The organism is Bathymodiolus japonicus methanotrophic gill symbiont, from assembly GCF_019721995.1.
Lineage (GTDB): Bacteria > Pseudomonadota > Gammaproteobacteria > Methylococcales > Methylomonadaceae > Methyloprofundus.
In genome coordinates this window covers 178,381-197,133 of record NZ_BLYC01000001.1, presented here as the reverse complement: position 1 = coordinate 197,133, position 18,753 = coordinate 178,381, and the positions used below count along the sequence as shown (strand labels likewise).

The following is an 18,753-nucleotide window of genomic DNA, read 5'->3' as shown; positions in this document are numbered from 1 at the left end:
AAGCAATGAGTCGTATGCTGGCAAGCGTCAACAACCTGGAAGAAGCGTTGATTGCATTACAACTAGATGTGGATATTATCGACCTAAAACAACCTGAACTGGGGGCATTAGGGGCATTACAAACACCACAGGTACAAATTATAGTCGAGCAGATTCAGAGGGCAAAACCTGTTAGTGCAACCATAGGTGACTTACCTATGCAGGCAGAGCTAATTTTTAATGCGGTTAGCAACATGGCCGATACCGGCGTAGATTATATTAAAATTGGCTTTTTTCCAGGGCAGGACTGGACTAAAGTCATAACAAAGCTGGCAACATTAACACAGACCCGCATAAAATTAATCGCTGTGTTATTTGCCGATCAACAACCCGATTTAAACAACATTGAGCAGTTTTCACAGGCGGGTTTTAGTGGCATTATGCTGGACACCATGAATAAAGCCTCTGGCTCGCTTACTCAAGTTATGCCCCTGGCTACCCTACAACATTTTGTACACACAGCCCACCAACAACAATTACTCTGTGGACTTGCAGGCTCTCTACGCGCGAGTGACATCCAGATTTTACTGCCGCTGCAGGCCGATTACCTGGGTTTTAGAGGGGCTTTATGCGAGCAGCATCAGCGTACAGCTAAACTTGATCCTGCTGCGATACTTAAAATTAAAGCCTCTATCGCAGCCGTATAAGCTAATACAGCATAGTAGCCGGGTGTCCACTTTAAATCCCAGGAAGGAGTAAAAAAGCTTTAGCTTTTTTTAGTGATAGTGACAGCAATAGCTAAAGCAATTGTACTCCTGCAGGTTACAATGAATCACACGTGGAATTAGCTTGGCCCAACCATTTTCAATCTAACGGCATGACTTAAAAATGAGCAAAAAAATATCATTGACCACTAAAATCTTAATCGCGATGAGCCTGGGACTGATATTAGGCAGCCTAATCAATATCTTTGCTCCGGATCAAGCGATTATTCAAAACTATTTTGTGCATGGTCTATTCCACGTTATTGGCTCAGCTTTTATTAATGCCCTCAAAATGCTGGTCGTGCCACTGGTTACCTTCTCCTTAATATGTGGCGTCTGTGGTATAGGCGATATCAGTGCACTGGGACGGATAGGCTTAAAATCCATGCTGCTTTATATACTGACCACAGGCATTGCAATAACTCTGGCGTTAGCCGTCGCGATTACCGTGGCACCCGGTAAAGATTTTACTCAGCAGCAACAAACTACCGAGTTTGTTGCCAAGGCTTCACCACCGATTACGGATGTGTTTATTAATATCATTCCCGGCAACCCTGTTGAAGCATTTGCCCAGGGCAATATGTTACAAATTATCTTTTTTGTTATCCTGTTTGCGATTGCCATGCTGATGACAGGTGATATAGGCAGGCAACTGGCCGACACTGCCGAAAAATTAAACGAAGTGATGATGCAGGTCGTAACCCTGGTCATGGACTTTGCTCCGATCGGTGTCTTTTGCCTAATGACCAAGACATTTTCCGAGCAGGGCTTTGCCTTGATTGTGCCGATGATAGGTTATTTTTCCGTTGTCATTTTATGCTTGTTATTGCATGCGCTGGGCACATTCCCCTTATTTCTGAGTTTTTTTGCCAAGCTTAATCCATTGATTTTTTTCAGAAAAATGCGCCCCGCGCACATTTTTGCTTTTAGTACCGCAAGTTCCAATGCCACCATTCCAGTGACCCTGCAAGCGCTGGAAAAGCGTATTGGGGTTAATAACACCACTGCAGCTTTTACCGTACCTTTAGGCGCAACTATTAATATGGATGGCACCGCTATTATGCAGGGTGTTGCCACTGTATTTATTGCCAATGTCTACCAGATTGATCTGGGACTCACTCAATATATTACAATTATCGGCATGTCCATTCTGGCTTCTATTGGTACCGCCGGCGTGCCAGGCGTAGGCCTTATTATGCTCGCGATGGTGTTTAACCAGGTAGGGCTACCTGTAGAAGGTATCGGTTTGATACTCGGTGTAGATCGCTTGTTAGATATGTTACGCACGGTAGTTAATATAACCGGTGATGCAACTGTGACCTGTATCGTAGCACGCGGTGAAAATACGCTTGATGATGCAATTTTTAACGACCCTGAGGCAGGCATGATTGCTGAATTACATTTACCGCATAGAGCAAGGTAAGGCAACTCACAATAAATATTTTTAGTGCGTTGCTTTCTTGTGCAAAGCTATAAAAAGTTAGCTCTGTTATAGCTACGATTTTACGCCTAATCCCCGAAAAATATAGGCTCTCTCAGTGCCCCGCAAAGTAAAAAAAATACTGCTTACTGAAAAATCAGATCTCTTTATTATCAATGAGATATATTGAATTATTGCCTGGTAAATTCCTTAGCCAAATAATTGTTTTGACACGACACAATTAATTATGATAAAAATACACCGTCGATTTAGAGTAAATTGCTCCGACATACACGAGGCGCATAAGAAACGATGCGTCTTAAATGTGCAAAGCACAATATTTTTATAAAAATAATAACGAGGAAATTCGAATGGCTGAAGAAAAAGATAATTCAAAACTGTATATCGGTGGCATCATTTTAATCGCTGTCGTAGGTGTTTTAATCCTAAAAGGTAGAGAAACTGAGCATCTAGGTATGCAATCAGCTCCTACTGAAAGCACTCAGGCTGCATTCGAAGCTGCGAATGCAAAAAGATTAGCTACTCAAAACATCTTTGTTGAATAAGCTCTTTTCGAGTCTAATTCAATAACTGGTTTATTTCATATTCCAGTTTAAGGATAGCGGCTACCTTAATGCTTGCATTAAGGTAGTTTTCCTATCTGAAAAAACGCTACACCCCCCCCCCTGCTATCATTCCTTTCGATACTTTACATCTCTTATTTCGATAGCTAATTCTTGTTTAATTTTCAATAGCACATACAATTGCTGCACGCTTAATTGAATTATTTTCTGCTCTGATCCATAACGTAATGCAAATAATTTACTCTGCTTGCCCGCAGGTAAAGCTGATTTAATTTCTGCTATTTTTTGCTCGATATTCTCTCTGGCCTGACTTATCTGCTGTGCTTTTTTACCGCTAAAAGGCTTAGCTGATTGCAGTGTCTTTTCCAGCTCCACTTGCTGAGACTTGCGCATAGCCGCTAAGCGCTTACTCTTTCCCAGACTAACCAGCGAATCAGTGATCCGCGCTACAGTTCTTTGCTTATCGTGCATAACTTCAGATTTTAAAATTATTTGCCTGCCACTTTTGCAGTGCATTAATATATAGCTCAGCTTCTACAGAGCGTACCCTAGCTCCTAGAGTAGCAATGGTATCATCTTCCAGAACAGGTACTGTCTTTTGCAACAGTACGGGACCTGCATCGTACACCTCGTTAATAACCTGCACCGATGCCCCGCTCTCCTTATCCCCTGCCGATAAGACTGCAGCATGCACAAAATCACCGTACATTTTATGTCCGCCATGCCTGGGCAATAATGAAGGATGGATATTTAAAATTTTATTATTAAACGCAGCCAGCGTTGCACAGCCAATTTTTTTCATATACCCTGATAACACGACTATATCTGTGCCTACAGCAAGCAAAGCCTGTTTGATCGCCCGGTCTTCATTATCAGGATGCGTCTCTCCGCTAATATGTACAACTTCGATGCCATGCTCCAGACACCATGGATAAATAGCCGTGTTCTTATTGTTAGTGATTAAAAGACCAATCTCAAAGCCAGTTAATTTTTGCGTTTGAATTGCAGCAATAATTTGCCTGGCAGAACTGCCACCATGTGAAGCTAGAAAACTTATTTTCATCTGATACTCATTCGTCTTTATTAATTATCGTATTGCATATAATTGTTACCCGTCCACCTTTACAGTTTCACAGTGCGCTGGCGGACTGAAGTCCGCTCTACATAATGGCTTCAGTACTGACCAAGCAGCCAATTTATCTTGATAAGGCATAGCCGCATAGGCAGGACTGGTAGAGGGTAATTTTGTGTAGTTAAGCGCCTTATACATAGCAGGAAAATCAGGATAAACATGTTTTTTATACAATGCTTGCGCCGTAGCACCATTAAAAAACACCTGTTTAATGTTGCCAAACGAATTAAACAAACTGGTAAAATCATTTATTTCTATACTGCTTTCCTCGATTGCAGAATCCAGGCTGCCTTGTCTGGCACAGGATTTTAACACATCCCAGATCATCAGTGTTCCCATTGAAAGAAGAAGTACCTAACCCATCTTCGTCACTATTGATGATGTAGTTGTTATAAATCAATTGGTTGAAATTTTAAAAAGTAGCTAGTTGGCACTACAGATTTTGTGTTTTTGTATAAAACGTTGGATTTTTTAGAGTATTTTTGTCGCATGTAAATTACACTCAAATAATGATGATTTTTTTGACAAAAGTCAATGAATTTATCAACAAAAATAATATAAATGGCACTACAAAACTTTCAAAAAAAACACCATTGATTTTAAAGAGAATTTTTCGACAAAAAATCGCTTAAACCGATGAATCAATGGCTTAGAAAGATGAAAGTGACGAAGATGGGCTAAACAAAGCAGCCTATATCCTACCTGAAGGTAGCACCACTCGAATATTTCCATCTTTTTGATTTTAATCACTTATAACAGCAAATAGATACTCTGTAGGCACCGTAAAAAAACAACAAATAATTTCAAATAAAGCTTGCATTTCCCGAAAAGATTCTTCTAAAAATTTCCGTCTTAATCACCTCATAAACGGATATCACCCATGCTTAAAGACCTACCACTCTCTGAACATATTCACCAACACTGCAATGAAAGTATGGAACGTGCCCTGTTAGCAGAGCGCCATCCTTTGTGGGCTCGTTCATGCCCAGAGCTGAAGGATATCGACTTTATTCGCCTTGGGTTATTATGCTGTATCAGTGTAGTCGCAGGCGCGCCATGCTACCTCACGAAATTCCGGGACTCCTGTCGCCATAATTCATTCACCTACGCAGCGGATGGGAGATGCCCTGAACGCCCTGCGTCCGCAACGACTACGCACAAAAGCCGCTTCGTCATTACTACCTCACTGGCTGGACGGCTATTCGGAATGCAATTCTTGCTCCTCTCGCGTGCAGCTAGCACACGTCGAATCAGCGAATTTCCCTGTCGCCTATCAGGGACTAAAAATCACCACTTCGCTAAGCTCCGTTTCCATGATTTTCAGCGGGGGAAAGTTTATGCGGCCGGGGGGATTTACGCGTTGAATCTCAGAAGTGGGTTGCTCAGATTTCTTTGTCTGGTGACAAACGGAACTCAGAGACATCAAGAAATACCTGTGTTACGAGATCATACTGATTCATCCATCGGATAAAAAATATAGCGAGGCTCTGGAGATAAGGCAGCAACAGGCTCAAAAACGAGATCGTTTTGTGAATCCATTATTTTTCCAGGCAAGAATATCTCGTATCAGCTCGTATACCATTCGAGCAGTTCAAAACGCAATAATAACAGGAATGTCTTTACAGTGCTTTATGAGCTCTCTTGTGGCGAGGTTAGTTTCACGGCCTCAATTGATAGGGGAACACTGATGTCACAGATAGCAATACCCTGAGCCTCCAGAATCTTATTAGCCTGGCGGGTAAGCACAGGCGCGCCATGCTACCTCACGAAATTCCGGGACTCCTGTCGCCGTAATTCGTTCACCTACGCAGCGAATAGGAGATGCTCCAGCCGCCCTGCGTCCGCCACAGACTGAGCACAAAGCAGCTCAGTCATGGCTACCACAAATGGCTCTACGGCTATTCGGGATAAAATTTTAGCCTCCCTCGCGCGCTATCGCGCACTTCGGATTGGCAAATTTCCCTGCGCCTTCTGGAGACTATCAGCCCGTCCGGGGCTGACAGCGATAGGCTGATTATCATTAAACAGTGCAGCCATAATTCGCCAGAATGCATTACGCGGATGAGCATAGTATTGCTGCTTCGCTATAGAGACAACACTGGGCATGCTACCCAGAATTAAAATCTGCGTCTTATTATTGCCTAAGAGATTAAATCCAGTTTGCTCTGTCATTAAATAACTAATCTGTGTTTAAATAAAATAGAGTCACGATAACATATTAATGATCGATAATTCCTGCGATTTTTGCGATAATGCCCAGCCTACTCCAAAGTAGTAGGTATAAGGGCTTTACTCACCCTGAAAAAACATCTGAACAAGATATCCAGCAAGCATTAATCGAACAATACCCTTAACCAATCATCTTATTAAATTTAAAAAATCTAAACATGTGGTTTAAAAATATCGCTATTTACCGTTTAACAGAAGCCTTTACTCAAACACCTGCAGAACTAGAGGAAAAACTGCAAAACTTTCGCTTCAAACCTTGTTCACCCACTGAAGTATTCAGTTATGGCTGGACTGCCCCGTTAGGTCGTGGTTCAGACCAACTTATACACCAGGCAAATGGCTTTATCATGTTATGCGCGACAAAAGAAGAAAAGGTGCTTCCAAGCAGCGTGATTAACGAAATGACTGCAGAAAAAATCACTGAAAAAGAAGACCAGGAAGCGCGTAAGCTATCCAAAAAAGAGCGCACCGAACTAAAAGATCAAATTATTTTCGAGCTCTTGCCACGTGCTTTTTCATTTTCCAAAAAAACCTTTGCCTACATAGACCCAAAAGGAGGCTGGTTAATCGTTGATGCCGCATCGGCAAAAAAAGCCGAGGAGCTGATCAGCTTTTTACGCAAAAACCTGGGTTCATTACCACTAGTGCCAATAAGTACTAAAGAAAAACCGGTCAGTACTATGACGCAATGGTTAATACAAAATAACTCACCAGCCGATGTACTGATTGAAGATGAATGTGAATTACGTGCACCCGAAGAATCAGGCGGCATCATACGCTGCAAGCGTCAAGATCTTGCTGCGTCTGAAATAAAAAATCACCTGGATACCGGCAAACAGGTTATTAAGCTGGCTATTAGCTGGTCTGATCGTTTATCATTCATTGTTGATGAAAATCTATCCATGAAACGCCTGAAATTTTTAGATCTGATACAGGATCAAGTAGCAGATACAGAAACTGGCTCTGCCGAAGAGCAGTTTGATGTGGACTTTACGATTATGTCACAAGAATTGAGTAGCTTCCTGCCACGCTTGCTGGAGATTTTTGGCGGCGAAAATGATAGTAAATAACTAATTCAACTGCGCTACAATTGCTTTGCTAGTGCAGCACCTATTTTATATATGGATAAATGAATGCACAGTAATGTTAATTCAGCAACTTAAAAACATCTTTATCCCGCAACGTAAATTAGCTGCGGTACTAGCCAGTATCATCATTCTGAGCAGTCAAAATGCGCAGGCAATATCCTTTCTTTTACCCAAAAGTCCACAGGATAGCCTGATTCGGGAATTTTCCGAGGGCGCTAATAAACAGACTATTGCCAGTAAGGACGAGGATTTACTCGATATTGCCCGCCGCTTTGACCTGGGTCAGAATGAAATTATTCGCTTAAACCCTGATGTTGACCGCTGGTTGCCAGGAGCTGGTACAAAAATTCAGCTGCAAAGTGAGCGCCTGCTGCCTGATGCGCCGCGTACTGGTCTGGTGCTCAATTTACCTGAGTTCAGGCTGTATTACTTTCCCAAGCCTGAAAAAGACAAGCCCCCCACTGTTATCACTCATCCCATTAGCATCGGTCGGCAAGACTGGGAAACACCTTTAGGTCAGACCCAAATAGTACAGAAAAAGGAAAATCCAACCTGGACACCGCCGGAGTCGATAAAAAAAGAACATGCAGCGAAAGGCGACCCCTTGCCAGATGTTGTACCTGCTGGCCCAAATAACCCATTAGGTTTATTTGCCATGCGCCTGGGTATTCCCGGCTATCTTATCCACAGCACCAATAAACCCTATGGTGTCGGCCTGCGTGTAAGCCATGGTTGCATCCGCATGTACCCTGAAGATATTAGTAGACTATTCCCCAGCATCAAGGTCGGTGACCCAGTCACAATCGTTAACCAGGCGGTTAAAGTTGGCTGGTCTGGTGATGACTTATATATTGAAGCCCACCCTCCTCTGGAAAATCATCAGACAGATAACTTACTAGATATTGCCCTGGACTTAATTGAGCGTGCCAATAATGACGTATTGCCTATTCTAGACGGTAGCGCACTAAGTAGTGCTTTGGCAGATCGACAAGGGCTTCCGGTGAAGATATTTACCCGGGAGCCATCCAATCTGCAAACCACGGATGCTATCGACGATGAATAAACGCCCTTGCAATAATTAAGGCAAAAAAAGCCAGCTAACTTTAAAAGCTAGCTGGCTTTTTCGTATAAGCGTAATCGCTTATAACAAAGCAATTATTTCATCATTGCTTTGTTCAGCATGCGATCTAATTTATGATTTGTTTCAGCTGCTGAATCTGCCGCACGGTTAGCTGCTGCTGTTGCTGCTAAAGCATTATCTGCTGCTGCTTTAGCATCACTCGCTGCGCTATCAGCTTTAGCTGAAATAGCAGCAGTTTGAGCTTTCAGGCTATCAACATCCGCTTGTAATTTTTCAAGGTCACCCGTGCTTGCACAACCTATAGCTAAACTTGTACCTAATATTACTGCAGAAACTTTTAATAATTTAATCATTTGCGCTATTCCTTATAAAATAAAACCAAAACCTAACTGTTAAGAACATAAACTAAAAAGTACACTCAAAGCTTAGGTAGACAAAATACAATGCTGTCAACATGTATAGGAATGATTTTATCTTGTTTTAAAATGTTTGCCAAATTATTTTATTTGCACCCGCATCCCTTTATAAACCCACTTTGCCAGTTGATCAATTTGCCGATTAGACAAAGCAACACAGCCCTGAGTCCAGTCAAAAACACTATGTAGACTTTGATTTCCCCGACCTATTCCATGTATCCCGATATATCCCCCTAAGGCAGTATTTTGCGGTGGCAAGCGATTATCAGCATGCGCCTGCTTAATTTCCTGAAATTGCGGGACAGAAATCCGCTTATCCAGAATGGCTAATTCAGCATCGTATACTGACGGGTAGTCCAGGCCAAAAAACGTCCTGAATTGACTCTGATCGTTAATATAGGCAATTTTATAATTCCCCAGCGGGGTAATATCATCCCCTGACTTTTGCTTATACATTGCGCCTTTCCGGCCTATAGAAATTCCATCAAAACTTGCCACAGTCAGCTCTCCCCGTTTAACCAGAATAACTTTTTTCTGCGTATCGACTAGTAACCAGACGGCTTCATCCGCAATACTGAGAGAGGCAAAAAAAAGCAGGAATAAAAAAATGAAATATCGCATAGATGACTATAATGTTAAAATCCCAAGCTGAAATCCATCGTACAGGTTTATTTATTATGCAAATACAAACAGTTCAAACTCAAGCTTATTCTGATCAAAAACCAGGCACATCCGGTTTAAGAAAAAAGGTTAAAGTATTTCAGAAGCCTCATTACCTGGCAAACTTTGTCCAGGCAATTTTCTCATCACTGGAAGAAAGTGACAACAAAACCCTGGTTATCGGTGGCGACGGACGTTATTTTAATCGCGAAGCAACGCAGATTATCATAAAAATTGCGGCTGCAAATGGCTTTACAGATTTCATCATCGGCCAGGGTGGACTGTTATCAACACCTGCTGCTTCACATCTGATCAGAAAGTATCGGGCTCTAGGCGGATTAATTCTATCTGCCAGCCATAACCCCGGCGGACCTGATGAAGATTTCGGCATCAAGTATAATATCAGCAATGGCGGGCCAGCACCCGAAAACTATACCAATGCTTTTTATGAGTTCAGCAAAAATATCACAACCTTTCAAATCGCCTATATTCCTGATGTCAACCTTGATACCGTAGGCGAGCAAACTATAGATCAACTAACAATCCGTATTTTTGACCCGGTTGATGATTACGCCGAGTTAATGGCTTCACTGTTTGATTTTAATTTTCTTAGACGAGTCATCAGTTCAGGGAAATTAAGCCTGCGTTTCGATGCAATGCATGCCATAACCGGCCCCTATGCCACGCGCATATTAGAAGATATTCTAGGCGCTCCCGCCGGCTCAGTAATCAATGCAACGCCACTGGAAGATTTTGGTGGTCATCACCCTGACCCAAATCTGGCGCATGCAAAAGAACTGGCTGAATTGATGTTTAGCGCTGCTGCACCTGACTTTGCTGCAGCCTCTGATGGTGATGGCGACAGAAACATGATTCTAGGTAACAATATCTTTGTTACGCCTAGTGACAGTCTGGCTATTCTGGCTGCCAACGCACAGCTTGCCCCAGGTTACGCCGATGGCATTAGTGGTGTAGCCCGTTCCATGCCGACTAGTCAGGCTGTAGACCGGGTTGCCAAGGCCATGAACCTACCCTGCTTTGAAACCCCTACTGGCTGGAAGTTTTTCGGTAATTTATTGGATGCCGGTAAAATCACACTTTGCGGCGAAGAAAGCTTTGGTACAGGCTCCAGTCATGTACGTGAAAAAGATGGCTTATGGGCCGTGTTATTCTGGTTGAATATTCTGGCTAAAAAAGCACAGCCCGTTAGCCAAATTGTGACCGAGCACTGGAAAACCTACGGCCGCGATATCTATTGTCGCCATGATTATGAAGCGGTAGATACAGCTATTGCTAACGGCATTATGGATCATTTACGCGAACAAATAGAAACCCTGGCAGGACAAACGTTTGGCTCTTATACCGTAGAATATGCCGATGAATTCAGTTATACCGACCCAGTTGATAATAGCATTAGTAATCAGCAAGGCATACGCATAGGCTTTGCTGATGACTCACGTATTATTTTCCGCCTATCCGGTACTGGAACAGTGGGAGCAACTCTGCGTATTTATTTAGAAAAACACGAAGCCGATGCCAGCAAGCATGCGCAGGATCCACAAGATGCACTAGCGGAATTAATTACTCTAGCCGAGCAGTTTTGTGAAGTTAAAAAACGTGCTGGGCGTACTGAGCCTACAGTGATCACTTAAATATAACGACTAAGCACACGGGCTTAGCAATTCTAGCGGGGCTTTTTCGGTAGCAAAAGACCTGACAGGTTTGCCAGGCGCGCCATGCTACCTCACGAAATTCCGGGACTCCTGTCGCCATAATTCGTTCACCTACGCAGCGGATGGGAGATGCCCTGAACGCCCTGCGTCCGCAACGACTACGCACAAAAGCCGCTTCGTCATTACTACCTCACTGGCTGGACGGCTATTCGCGTGCTGCTAGCACACGTCGAATCAGCGAATTGCCCTGTCGCCTATCAGGGACTAAAAATCACCACTTCGCTAAGCTCCGTTTCCATGATTTTCAGCGTAAGTTTTCTTCCACGTATATAGCGTTCCGTAAGGAATATTTTCGGTCTTAGCTAATTCAGCTACGCTGATATTTAATGAAGTCGGGGAGTCGCTATTTTTGCGAAAGCTTGTTTTGGGCATCCCAGCCCAAGCAAGCAGCAAAAACTTAACGCGACCACTTATGCCTCCGGCGGCCCCGATTCGTCCTCGTCACCTCGTCCCGACCCAACAAGGGGTCGGAACATAGGCTCCAAATGACTTGACGCCGTGTCGGATGGCCTTTTATTTTGTCGCCACCTTCGCTAACGCTCAGACTCCGACAAAATAACGGCCCTACGGCTATCGCGGACTAAAAATCATCACTTCGCTTAGGCTCCGTTTCCCTGATTTTCAGCGATTGGAAATCTAAAAATAAGCACGCCCAGCGACCTTTGACCTGTTTCAGCAACCCTACCGACACAATATTTTGTGCCCATGGATATTTGCTTTGATTCGATTTGGCCGCGTGGTCAAAAATGGCTTCACAGCCGAAGATATTTTTGCCTACTTTAGTGATAATGGAGTCATCCAGTGCAACCAATATGCGCCCATCTGTTTCAGGAGACGGAATCAGCTCCCAGATAGTTTTCCACAGCCCAGCCCACGGCAAAGTTGAAGAAGCCATGAAAGCCCCCCCGCGGTGTTTTTCAAGATAGTTTTCGCCTAAATTATTTAAGCCGCCTCATCAGTCCTGTCAGGATTTAATGGAACTGGCCCTGTAGCATCCCAGTTTCTGGTTGAGCCAGACCATCTGGAAGGTTTTTCTTTTTTCTTTTTTCTTTTTTCTTTTTTCTTCTGGAGATATAATTTATCTCGCATTTCAAGAATATTTTTGTCTTTTCCTTCATGTCGTTCCGCAGGTGTGACGAATTTTATTTTGCTGTGCCGGTGCTCGTTGTTATACCATTCGACAAAGTTACCTACCCATTCCCGGGCTTCATCAAGACTATCAAAGCCACTGCCAGGCCAGTCAGGACAATACTTTACCGTTCTAAACAAAGCTTCAGAATAAGAGTTGTCATTACTCACTCGTGGGCGGCTGTATGAGCTGGTTAAGTTTAAATCATACATTTTGCTGCGCAAGGTGAGTGATTTCATTGGTGCGCCATTATCAGAATGGAGCACCAATGGGTTATACATCATTTTTTCCTTTAATAGGCTACGCTCAAGTAGTGTAGCGGCATCTTCGCCACTTTCTTGTTCATACACTTCAGCCCCGACTATTTTTCGGCTATAAATGTCCTCTATCATATATAAATAGTAGAACTGACCCACGATCGCTTAACCCATCTTCGTCACTATTGATGATGTAGTTGTTATAAATCAATTGGTTGAAATTTTAAAAAGTAGCCAGTTGGCACTACATATTTTGTGTTTTTGTATAAAACGTTGGATTTTTTAGAGTATTTTTGTCGCATGTAAATTACACTCAAATAATGATGATTTTTTTGACAAAAGTCAATGAATTTATCGACAAAAATAATATAAATGGCACTACAAAACTTTCAAAAAAAACACCATTGATTTTAAAGAGAATTTCTCGACAAAAAATCGCTTAAACCGATGAATCAATGGCTTAGAAAGATGAAAGTGACGAAGATGGGTTAAAATCAGGGAAACGGAGCCTAAGCGGAGTGATGATTTTTAGTCCCTGGTAGGCGACAGGGCAATTCGCTGATCCGAAGTGCGCTAGTAGCGCGCGAGGGAGGCAAGAATTGCATTCCGAATAGCCGTCCAGCCATTTGAGGTAGTCTTAACTGAGCAGGGTTTTGTGCGTAGTTGAGACGGACGCAGGGCGACCAGGGCATCTCCCATTCGCTGCGTAGGCGAATGAATGTTGGTGACAGGAGTCCCAGAATGTTGTGAGGTAGCATGGCGCGCCTGGGGTGTTGGCATGTAGCTGATATCCCACGTCCATACCTGGTTCGCTTTTTCTGCGATATATAGTTTCTCAGATAAATAATTTCCAAATTTGGAGCGCTTAAACTTAGGCGGTAACAACGAAATCTTCCCGCAATTTTTGCATAACACAAATCACTTTACTGGCATCATGCATATAAGTGTTAAAAGTTTGCACAACTGAATCATGAAGATCTTCAAAAGTTTTAAAATACTTCATATGAGTCGAATCGCGTTTCGTATTTTTCCATAATTTCTCAATCGGATTAAAATCCGGCGAGAACGCAGGGAGACGTTCTACTGTCAAACGATCTACATTAGCTAACTTAAATTCCTTAATAACACCGCTTCCATGATACGGGGCACCATCTTCAATTAGAATAATCTTGCCTTTATAATAAGCCAGCAATTGTGTTAAAAACTCAACATAGCTTTCACCATTAAAACGCCCAGATGTTTCAGCGTGTTGTAATATCATTGGCTTATAACTCTCGATTAAGACGTTGTCGGCAATAGAATATATCGCTTCCATAAAAAGCTTCTGTGTTGGATATTTCTCATTTTTTAAGCTTTTAAGAATAGCTAAAAATTCTTGAGGCAGCCCAGCTTCTTTTAAAAGTCTAAGTGACTTTGGTTTTATCTCATAAGCCAATGATTCTCGGTATTGAAAACTCCCTCCTTCGAGTTCGATCGTACCAAACATTTTCAACCCTTTTCGAATCCCTGATGTTTTCACTGTGGGTTGCTCTCCTATTGGAGCCCAGGTTCGTGCCAATGAACCCCACATAGCAAATGACACCTCATCACCGAATAAAACGACACTCTTTTCTTCTACCGCCTTTTCCATAATGGCAGGCAATGTTTCTTCCAGCCACGTTTTTCTTTCAAGCTCGTACTTTTCTTCTTCTTGGCGATCAGTCACAAAACGAGCTTTTTGATAACTGAAGCCCAGTTTTTTCATTAGGCTTGATAAATAGTTCAAGTTATAACGAACTTCAAATTTTAACCAAATAAGCTCGGCAATCATCGCAGTATTCCATATTCCACAATGAAATCCATTGTCTTCTGGGCCTTTCTTTATCAACTCAACCAATTTATTTTTCTGGTCTTTAGTTAACTTTGACTTCCGACCACGTCCTTGATAGTGTTGCCCTATTAACCAACCGACACCTTTATGCATGAATGTTTTCAGCCAATTTATAATGGTTTTTTCACAGACTCACATTAGGCGTGCTATTTCTTTGATTCCCATGCATTCACTGAACCAGAGTAGAGCTTGAGTTAATCGATATAAACAAATATTACTTAGCTTGAGAGCTGTCGCCATATTTTTTTTTAGTCGGTCTACAATTGACTTTGAAAAAGTGAGGGATACCATTTTTGACTGTTTCCGTTAGTGTTGGGACGAAAATTATAAGCCAGTTTCCCCTCTGTCGTTTTTGTTTGTTCGGAAATTAATTTTCTGAAAGTCTATAACTCGCTGGTTTGGAGGTGTTTTTGCGCTCTTTAGCCCGCCCTCTATGTGTGACTTGTTCTGCTTTATGCAACACTCGATAAAATGATGATTCGGAGGCAATGTAGATGCCTTTGTCTGCCAGGATAGGGACGATTTGACTCGGTGGTAAATTGGCATACTCGTCCTCATTACAGGTCATTAAAATAGCAAGTTGCTCATATTCGCTTAATTTATTATTAGGAGATGGGCGTATGGCATCCGACCTTCTATCGGCCTCTACTCCTCCGTTAACTTGCCAGTTTTGTAAGGTACGAATGCTGATACCAACAATATCACAGGCTTTGCCCTTTCTGGCACCTTGTCCAATGGCTTCATTGATCCATGTGACATAATTTACGCGCTCTGAGTGAGGAATTAAGCGTCCTCGTTTTCCTCCCAGAGCGCATCCATCTTTTTTCTAAGCACCAATAAGGCTGCTGTTTCTGCAAGTGCTTTCTCTTTGCGATTAAGCTCTTTCTTTAATTTTTTGTTTTCACTACGTAATTGTTTTAATACGTTTCTATCTGTTTTTTCTTGCGTCACGTTTTGCTCTGATCCTTTAATAAAATGGGTCTTCCAGGACTCAAGTTCAGCTTTATAAAGCCCATGTGTACGACAATATTCATTACACTCTTGCTCGCTCAGGGTACTTGTTTCTATAATGGCTGATAATTTTTTCTCGGCTGTCCACTGTATAGGAGAATGGCTTGTGTTTTTAGTGTTTTTACACTTCTTATCAACATAAGTTTGCTTCCACGTATACAGCGTTCCGTAAGGAATATTTTCGGCCTTAGCTAATTCAGGTACGCTCATACTTAAGGGCGGAAGCATTTTGTTAATGATGGCATCTTTTCTTTCTTTTGGGTATTGAGTTGTCATGGTTTTATTTTTCCGCCCCTTGTTTGAGTTATTATTTTTCAAATAAGGCGAAAACTATCCTGACACGGGGGGCTATCAGCACGTCCGGGGCTGACAGCGAAGGAACGATAATGGACAGGATCGTGTAAACGAACAGAGAGGCTCGTTCGCGGCCTAAAGTGGTTTCTGAAAAATGATCTTGAAGCGGGAGTAAAATATCGCGTAAAATGAACATGAATGAGGTCGTTTTATTTGTATAATCAATGTGTTATAAACTTTCATTATACACTAAAACTAGGCCTCATTCACGATTAACCTGTTGTTTTTAAAAAGAATTCAAGGCTTTTAGTCAACGGAATGTCATTAACATTAGTAATATCTAATATCTCAGAAAAATAAGCATTAGCTGATATTCTTATGCTTTAAAAACTAGGAAACTTCAGTTTAGTTAATGATGGCATCTTTTCTTTCTTTTGGATATTGAGTTGTCATAGTTTTTTCCGCCCCTTGTTTGAAGTTATGATATTTCAAATAAGGCGAAAACTATTCTGACACAGGGGGGGCCGGGTATGGGTGAGGTGTAATCGTTTTGTATGAGCTCCAGTTCTTTGTCTTTGTCGCTGAATATTTTTAGAAACAGCCCTGTTGCAAAATTCACAGTTCATCACTGCCTGTTCCGGTGTCCTGGCTCATGATTTTTCTGGCTGATTTTACGATGCCGGAGATGTTACTCATTGTTCAAGCCTTCCTTCTATCCAGGCAGTCAGCATAAAATTAAATTCTAAAGTAGGAAAAAAGTATATCTCTATTATGGACTACAATGATTCGTAACCTAATGTTCATAATAAGAAATTTAAATTAAAATATCAACTTACTTTAAACGCTAGCGTTACTTTTCGTACCGTTGCGCTTCAAGCCCCTAGTTGCACCTAAACTCTATATAATCTACAAAAGTTATCTGCACACTTAATCATACTCACACTACTCGATCCTAATCAGGCAGACCAGGATTTTCCACCCGTAGAACTTGCCCTCGATGAACCCGATGGCTTGCTTGCCGTGGGGGGGGTGCTTATCAACTCAGCGCATTATTAACGCCTATAATCAGGGGATTTTTCCTTGGTACAGTCATGATGAGCCAATTTTATGGTGGTCGCCTAATCCACGCTTAGTGCTTTTTCCCGAAAACTTGCATATTTCCAAAAGTCTGCAGAAAACGCTACGCAAACAGCTCTTCCAGGTCAGCTTTGATACTGCGTTTGCCAAAGTCATTAAAGCCTGTGCATCTCCCAGATCGGAAGAAACGGGTACCTGGCTAACCTCAGCCATGCAGACTGCTTATATCCGCCTGCATTATGAAGGCTACGCACATTCAGTCGAAGCATGGCAAGATAATCAACTAGTCGGCGGTCTATACGGTATCGCGGTTGGTCAGCTATTTTTTGGCGAGTCGATGTTTCATACTGAAACCGATGCCTAAAAAGTGACTTTTGTCAGTTTGGTGCAACAACTTAGCAACTGGGGATACAAATTAATAGACTGTCAGGTACATACCGAACATCTAGTCAAACTGGGCGCTGAAGAGATAAGCCGGACTCGTTTTTCTTCATTATTGCGCCAATACCATCAGCGCAAACCTATGTCCACCGCCTGGCAAATATGATTTCTATTCCCTTATACCTGGATAAGCCACATGATTGCAGCTATCTAGATAAGCGCAACGCGCAATTTGCCTATATTCATCCAGATTTTTCAATTAATAGTGCACATTATTCCCAGCTGATTAGCCAGGGCTTCAGGCGCAGTGGTAATCACGTTTATCAACCTTACTGTTCCCATTGTTCGCAATGCATCCCAACACGTTTAGCTGTACATGACTTTTGTCCATCGCGGCAACAACGTAGAACATTAAAGAAAAATTGTGACCTGGCAGTCAAGATTAAACCCGCCAGCTTTGAACAAGCACATTTTGAACTCTACCAACGCTATCAACAAAGCCGTCATGCGGATGGCGAAATGGCCAATACCAGTAAGGAAAACTATATTAATTTTTTAAGTTCTGACTGGTGTAACAGCCTGTTTGTCGAGTTTCATTGCGGCAATGAATTAGCAGGTGTTGCTGTCGTCGATCTACTCGAAAATGCTCTATCTGCTGTGTACACTTTTTTTGATGCTAAATACTCTACCCGCAGCCTGGGTGTCTTTGCCGTGCTATGGCAAATAGAGCACGCTAAATCACTCGGATTAGACTGGCTTTATCTGGGCTACTGGGTTGCAGACTGCCAGAAAATGTCCTATAAAACCAATTACCAGCCCTTGCAAGGCCTGGTGGATAATCACTGGCGACCTATACCCTAACCAGGTGATTGAGTAAGGGAGATGGAAACACACATCAACCAAAACTGCTGGTCTTTTTGTCCGTCTTCTGTGTTGTAGCGACTTTACGTAGCCTGCTATGCGCCGGTTACTACGCCTTGAATACGAACAAAAATCCTGCCCAATATTGGACAATTATTTATTTCCAGCTCCCTAATGAATCGTCCAACTCAAAATCAATACGTTCAGGTTTTTTCAACGCCTGTACTCGTACTCCCCAAGATCTTACTATCTGAAGTTTCCCAATAGTTATTTATGGTAAAATTGAAACTATGCTACAACTATATGAAAAAAATAGTCTTTTCATTCGTTTCAAATGCTATTGCCTAAGGGGAATTAACAGGCGCGCCATGCTACCTCACGAAATTCCGTGACTCCTGTCGCCATAATTCGTTCACCTACGCAGCGGATGGGAGATGCCCTGAACGCCCTGCGTCCGCAACGACTACGCACAAAAGCCGCTTCGTCATTACTACCTCACTGGCTGGACGGCTATTCGGAATGCAATTCTTGCTCCTCTCGCGTGCTGCTAGCACACGTCGAATCAGCAAATTGCCCTGTCGCCTATCAGGGACTAAAAATCACCACTTCGCTAAGCTACGTTTCCATGATTTTCAGCGGTAGGGGTTTATAATACTCCCCATTGTCCAGACCAATTTATTAAATAGTTAAGATAGCCCTTCCCTTTTTATATTAATAATTTGTTATTATTGCGCCGCAGGCGTTTTGATACTACTCTTTGTCCACCAGGCGCGCCATGCTACCTCAC

25 protein-coding genes and 3 pseudogenes are annotated in these 18,753 nt (G+C 42.4%); 14 read left to right on the top strand and 14 right to left on the bottom strand.

What is annotated here, in order from left to right; all coding sequences use genetic code 11:
* The first annotated feature begins 5 nt into the window (after nucleotides 1-5).
* The 3 genes from K6984_RS01235 to K6984_RS01225 all read left to right on the top strand — a co-directional run bounded on the left by K6984_RS01235 (nucleotide 6) and on the right by K6984_RS01225 (nucleotide 2,729).
* Nucleotides 6-686, top strand: a complete 681-nt coding sequence (locus K6984_RS01235; RefSeq protein WP_221893812.1) for a (5-formylfuran-3-yl)methyl phosphate synthase — start codon at nucleotides 6-8, stop codon at nucleotides 684-686.
* Nucleotides 687-867: 181 nt separating this feature from the next.
* Nucleotides 868-2,166, top strand: coding sequence for a dicarboxylate/amino acid:cation symporter (locus K6984_RS01230; protein WP_221893811.1), 1,299 nt, complete (start codon nucleotides 868-870; stop codon nucleotides 2,164-2,166).
* Between the two features lie 368 nt (nucleotides 2,167-2,534).
* Nucleotides 2,535-2,729 (top strand): hypothetical protein, encoded by a 195-nt coding sequence (locus K6984_RS01225; protein ID WP_221893810.1) that lies wholly within the window; start codon nucleotides 2,535-2,537, stop codon nucleotides 2,727-2,729.
* 126 nt (nucleotides 2,730-2,855) lie between these two features.
* Here K6984_RS01225 and K6984_RS01220 read toward each other — a convergent pair whose 3' ends face one another.
* Genes K6984_RS01220 through K6984_RS01210 form a run of 3 tightly spaced genes read right to left on the bottom strand, consistent with a single transcriptional unit; the run spans nucleotide 2,856 to nucleotide 4,218 of the window.
* Nucleotides 2,856-3,218, bottom strand: coding sequence for a hypothetical protein (locus K6984_RS01220; RefSeq protein ID WP_221893809.1), 363 nt, complete (start codon nucleotides 3,216-3,218; stop codon nucleotides 2,856-2,858).
* Nucleotides 3,219-3,222: 4 nt separating this feature from the next.
* Entirely contained in the window at nucleotides 3,223-3,810 is a 588-nt protein-coding gene (locus tag K6984_RS01215; RefSeq protein WP_221893808.1) for a formyltransferase family protein, read from the bottom strand.
* Between the two features lie 45 nt (nucleotides 3,811-3,855).
* A complete protein-coding gene (locus K6984_RS01210) occupies nucleotides 3,856-4,218 on the bottom strand; it encodes a hypothetical protein (RefSeq protein WP_221893807.1) in 363 nt (120 codons plus the stop codon).
* Nucleotides 4,219-5,095: 877 nt separating this feature from the next.
* On the opposite strand from K6984_RS01210, the gene K6984_RS01205 reads away from it, so the two are divergent.
* Both K6984_RS01205 and K6984_RS01200 read left to right on the top strand, forming a co-directional pair.
* Complete coding sequence (locus tag K6984_RS01205) at nucleotides 5,096-5,350, top strand: hypothetical protein (RefSeq protein ID WP_221893806.1); 255 nt, start codon at nucleotides 5,096-5,098, stop codon at nucleotides 5,348-5,350.
* Between the two features lie 58 nt (nucleotides 5,351-5,408).
* On the top strand, nucleotides 5,409-5,567 hold the full coding sequence (locus K6984_RS01200; protein ID WP_221893805.1) for a hypothetical protein: 159 nt from the start codon (nucleotides 5,409-5,411) through the stop codon (nucleotides 5,565-5,567).
* A 38-nt stretch (nucleotides 5,568-5,605) separates the two neighbouring features.
* On the opposite strand, the gene K6984_RS32145 is transcribed toward K6984_RS01200, so the two are convergent.
* Complete coding sequence (locus K6984_RS32145; protein ID WP_263458614.1) at nucleotides 5,606-5,740, bottom strand: hypothetical protein; 135 nt, start codon at nucleotides 5,738-5,740, stop codon at nucleotides 5,606-5,608.
* Nucleotides 5,741-5,752: 12 nt separating this feature from the next.
* Between K6984_RS32145 and K6984_RS01195 the strand changes: the two genes are divergently transcribed.
* The 3 genes from K6984_RS01195 to K6984_RS01185 all read left to right on the top strand — a co-directional run bounded on the left by K6984_RS01195 (nucleotide 5,753) and on the right by K6984_RS01185 (nucleotide 8,259).
* Nucleotides 5,753-5,893 (top strand): hypothetical protein, encoded by a 141-nt coding sequence (locus K6984_RS01195; protein ID WP_221893804.1) that lies wholly within the window; start codon nucleotides 5,753-5,755, stop codon nucleotides 5,891-5,893.
* Nucleotides 5,894-6,266: 373 nt separating this feature from the next.
* A complete protein-coding gene (rdgC, locus tag K6984_RS01190) occupies nucleotides 6,267-7,178 on the top strand; it encodes a recombination-associated protein RdgC (protein WP_221893803.1) in 912 nt (303 codons plus the stop codon).
* 73 nt (nucleotides 7,179-7,251) lie between these two features.
* Nucleotides 7,252-8,259, top strand: a complete 1,008-nt coding sequence (locus K6984_RS01185) for a L,D-transpeptidase family protein (RefSeq protein ID WP_221893802.1) — start codon at nucleotides 7,252-7,254, stop codon at nucleotides 8,257-8,259.
* 92 nt (nucleotides 8,260-8,351) lie between these two features.
* On the opposite strand, the gene K6984_RS01180 is transcribed toward K6984_RS01185, so the two are convergent.
* Both K6984_RS01180 and K6984_RS01175 read right to left on the bottom strand, forming a co-directional pair.
* The gene (locus K6984_RS01180; protein WP_221893801.1) at nucleotides 8,352-8,630 is read right to left on the bottom strand and encodes an Lpp/OprI family alanine-zipper lipoprotein; all 279 of its coding nucleotides are present in this window, start codon (nucleotides 8,628-8,630) and stop codon (nucleotides 8,352-8,354) included.
* Nucleotides 8,631-8,774: 144 nt separating this feature from the next.
* The gene (locus K6984_RS01175) at nucleotides 8,775-9,314 is read right to left on the bottom strand and encodes a L,D-transpeptidase family protein (RefSeq protein WP_221893800.1); all 540 of its coding nucleotides are present in this window, start codon (nucleotides 9,312-9,314) and stop codon (nucleotides 8,775-8,777) included.
* Between the two features lie 56 nt (nucleotides 9,315-9,370).
* On the opposite strand from K6984_RS01175, the gene K6984_RS01170 reads away from it, so the two are divergent.
* Nucleotides 9,371-11,005: an alpha-D-glucose phosphate-specific phosphoglucomutase gene (locus K6984_RS01170; protein ID WP_221894113.1), complete on the top strand. Its 1,635-nt coding sequence runs from the start codon at nucleotides 9,371-9,373 to the stop codon at nucleotides 11,003-11,005.
* Here the strand turns inward: K6984_RS01170 and K6984_RS01165 are convergent.
* A complete protein-coding gene (locus K6984_RS01165) occupies nucleotides 10,998-11,192 on the bottom strand; it encodes a hypothetical protein (RefSeq protein WP_221893799.1) in 195 nt (64 codons plus the stop codon). The two genes, K6984_RS01170 and K6984_RS01165, sit on opposite strands and share 8 nt — an antisense overlap.
* Between K6984_RS01165 and K6984_RS01160 the strand changes: the two genes are divergently transcribed.
* Both K6984_RS01160 and K6984_RS32140 read left to right on the top strand, forming a co-directional pair.
* Nucleotides 11,149-11,388 (top strand): hypothetical protein, encoded by a 240-nt coding sequence (locus K6984_RS01160; RefSeq protein ID WP_221893798.1) that lies wholly within the window; start codon nucleotides 11,149-11,151, stop codon nucleotides 11,386-11,388. The two genes, K6984_RS01165 and K6984_RS01160, sit on opposite strands and share 44 nt — an antisense overlap.
* Before the next feature lie 47 nt (nucleotides 11,389-11,435).
* A complete protein-coding gene (locus tag K6984_RS32140) occupies nucleotides 11,436-11,564 on the top strand; it encodes a hypothetical protein (protein WP_263458596.1) in 129 nt (42 codons plus the stop codon).
* A gap of 165 nt (nucleotides 11,565-11,729) precedes the next feature.
* Here the strand turns inward: K6984_RS32140 and K6984_RS01155 are convergent.
* From K6984_RS01155 to K6984_RS01130, 7 genes and pseudogenes are all read right to left on the bottom strand, one after another.
* Nucleotides 11,730-11,990, bottom strand: a pseudogene (locus K6984_RS01155) (IS701 family transposase); the annotation flags it as partial.
* Between the two features lie 38 nt (nucleotides 11,991-12,028).
* Nucleotides 12,029-12,634 (bottom strand): annotated as a pseudogene (locus tag K6984_RS01150) (transposase); the annotation flags it as partial.
* 411 nt (nucleotides 12,635-13,045) lie between these two features.
* On the bottom strand, nucleotides 13,046-13,171 hold the full coding sequence (locus K6984_RS32135) for a hypothetical protein (protein ID WP_263458613.1): 126 nt from the start codon (nucleotides 13,169-13,171) through the stop codon (nucleotides 13,046-13,048).
* 172 nt (nucleotides 13,172-13,343) lie between these two features.
* A complete protein-coding gene (locus tag K6984_RS01145; protein ID WP_221893722.1) occupies nucleotides 13,344-14,435 on the bottom strand; it encodes a transposase in 1,092 nt (363 codons plus the stop codon).
* 39 nt (nucleotides 14,436-14,474) lie between these two features.
* On the bottom strand, nucleotides 14,475-14,633 hold the full coding sequence (locus K6984_RS01140) for a hypothetical protein (RefSeq protein WP_221893723.1): 159 nt from the start codon (nucleotides 14,631-14,633) through the stop codon (nucleotides 14,475-14,477).
* Nucleotides 14,634-14,709: 76 nt separating this feature from the next.
* Nucleotides 14,710-14,910: a hypothetical protein gene (locus tag K6984_RS01135; protein WP_221893795.1), complete on the bottom strand. Its 201-nt coding sequence runs from the start codon at nucleotides 14,908-14,910 to the stop codon at nucleotides 14,710-14,712.
* Nucleotides 14,911-15,125: 215 nt separating this feature from the next.
* Complete coding sequence (locus K6984_RS01130; protein WP_221893794.1) at nucleotides 15,126-15,671, bottom strand: transposase; 546 nt, start codon at nucleotides 15,669-15,671, stop codon at nucleotides 15,126-15,128.
* A 909-nt stretch (nucleotides 15,672-16,580) separates the two neighbouring features.
* On the opposite strand from K6984_RS01130, the pseudogene aat reads away from it, so the two are divergent.
* The 3 genes and pseudogenes from aat to K6984_RS01115 all read left to right on the top strand — a co-directional run bounded on the left by aat (nucleotide 16,581) and on the right by K6984_RS01115 (nucleotide 18,618).
* A pseudogene (gene aat / locus K6984_RS01125) lies at nucleotides 16,581-17,271 on the top strand (leucyl/phenylalanyl-tRNA--protein transferase).
* Nucleotides 17,268-17,966, top strand: coding sequence for an arginyltransferase (locus K6984_RS01120; protein WP_221893793.1), 699 nt, complete (start codon nucleotides 17,268-17,270; stop codon nucleotides 17,964-17,966). Before aat ends, K6984_RS01120 begins: the two are co-directional and overlap by 4 nt.
* A gap of 427 nt (nucleotides 17,967-18,393) precedes the next feature.
* Entirely contained in the window at nucleotides 18,394-18,618 is a 225-nt protein-coding gene (locus K6984_RS01115) for a hypothetical protein (protein ID WP_221893792.1), read from the top strand.
* Nucleotides 18,619-18,753: the final 135 nt, after the last annotated feature.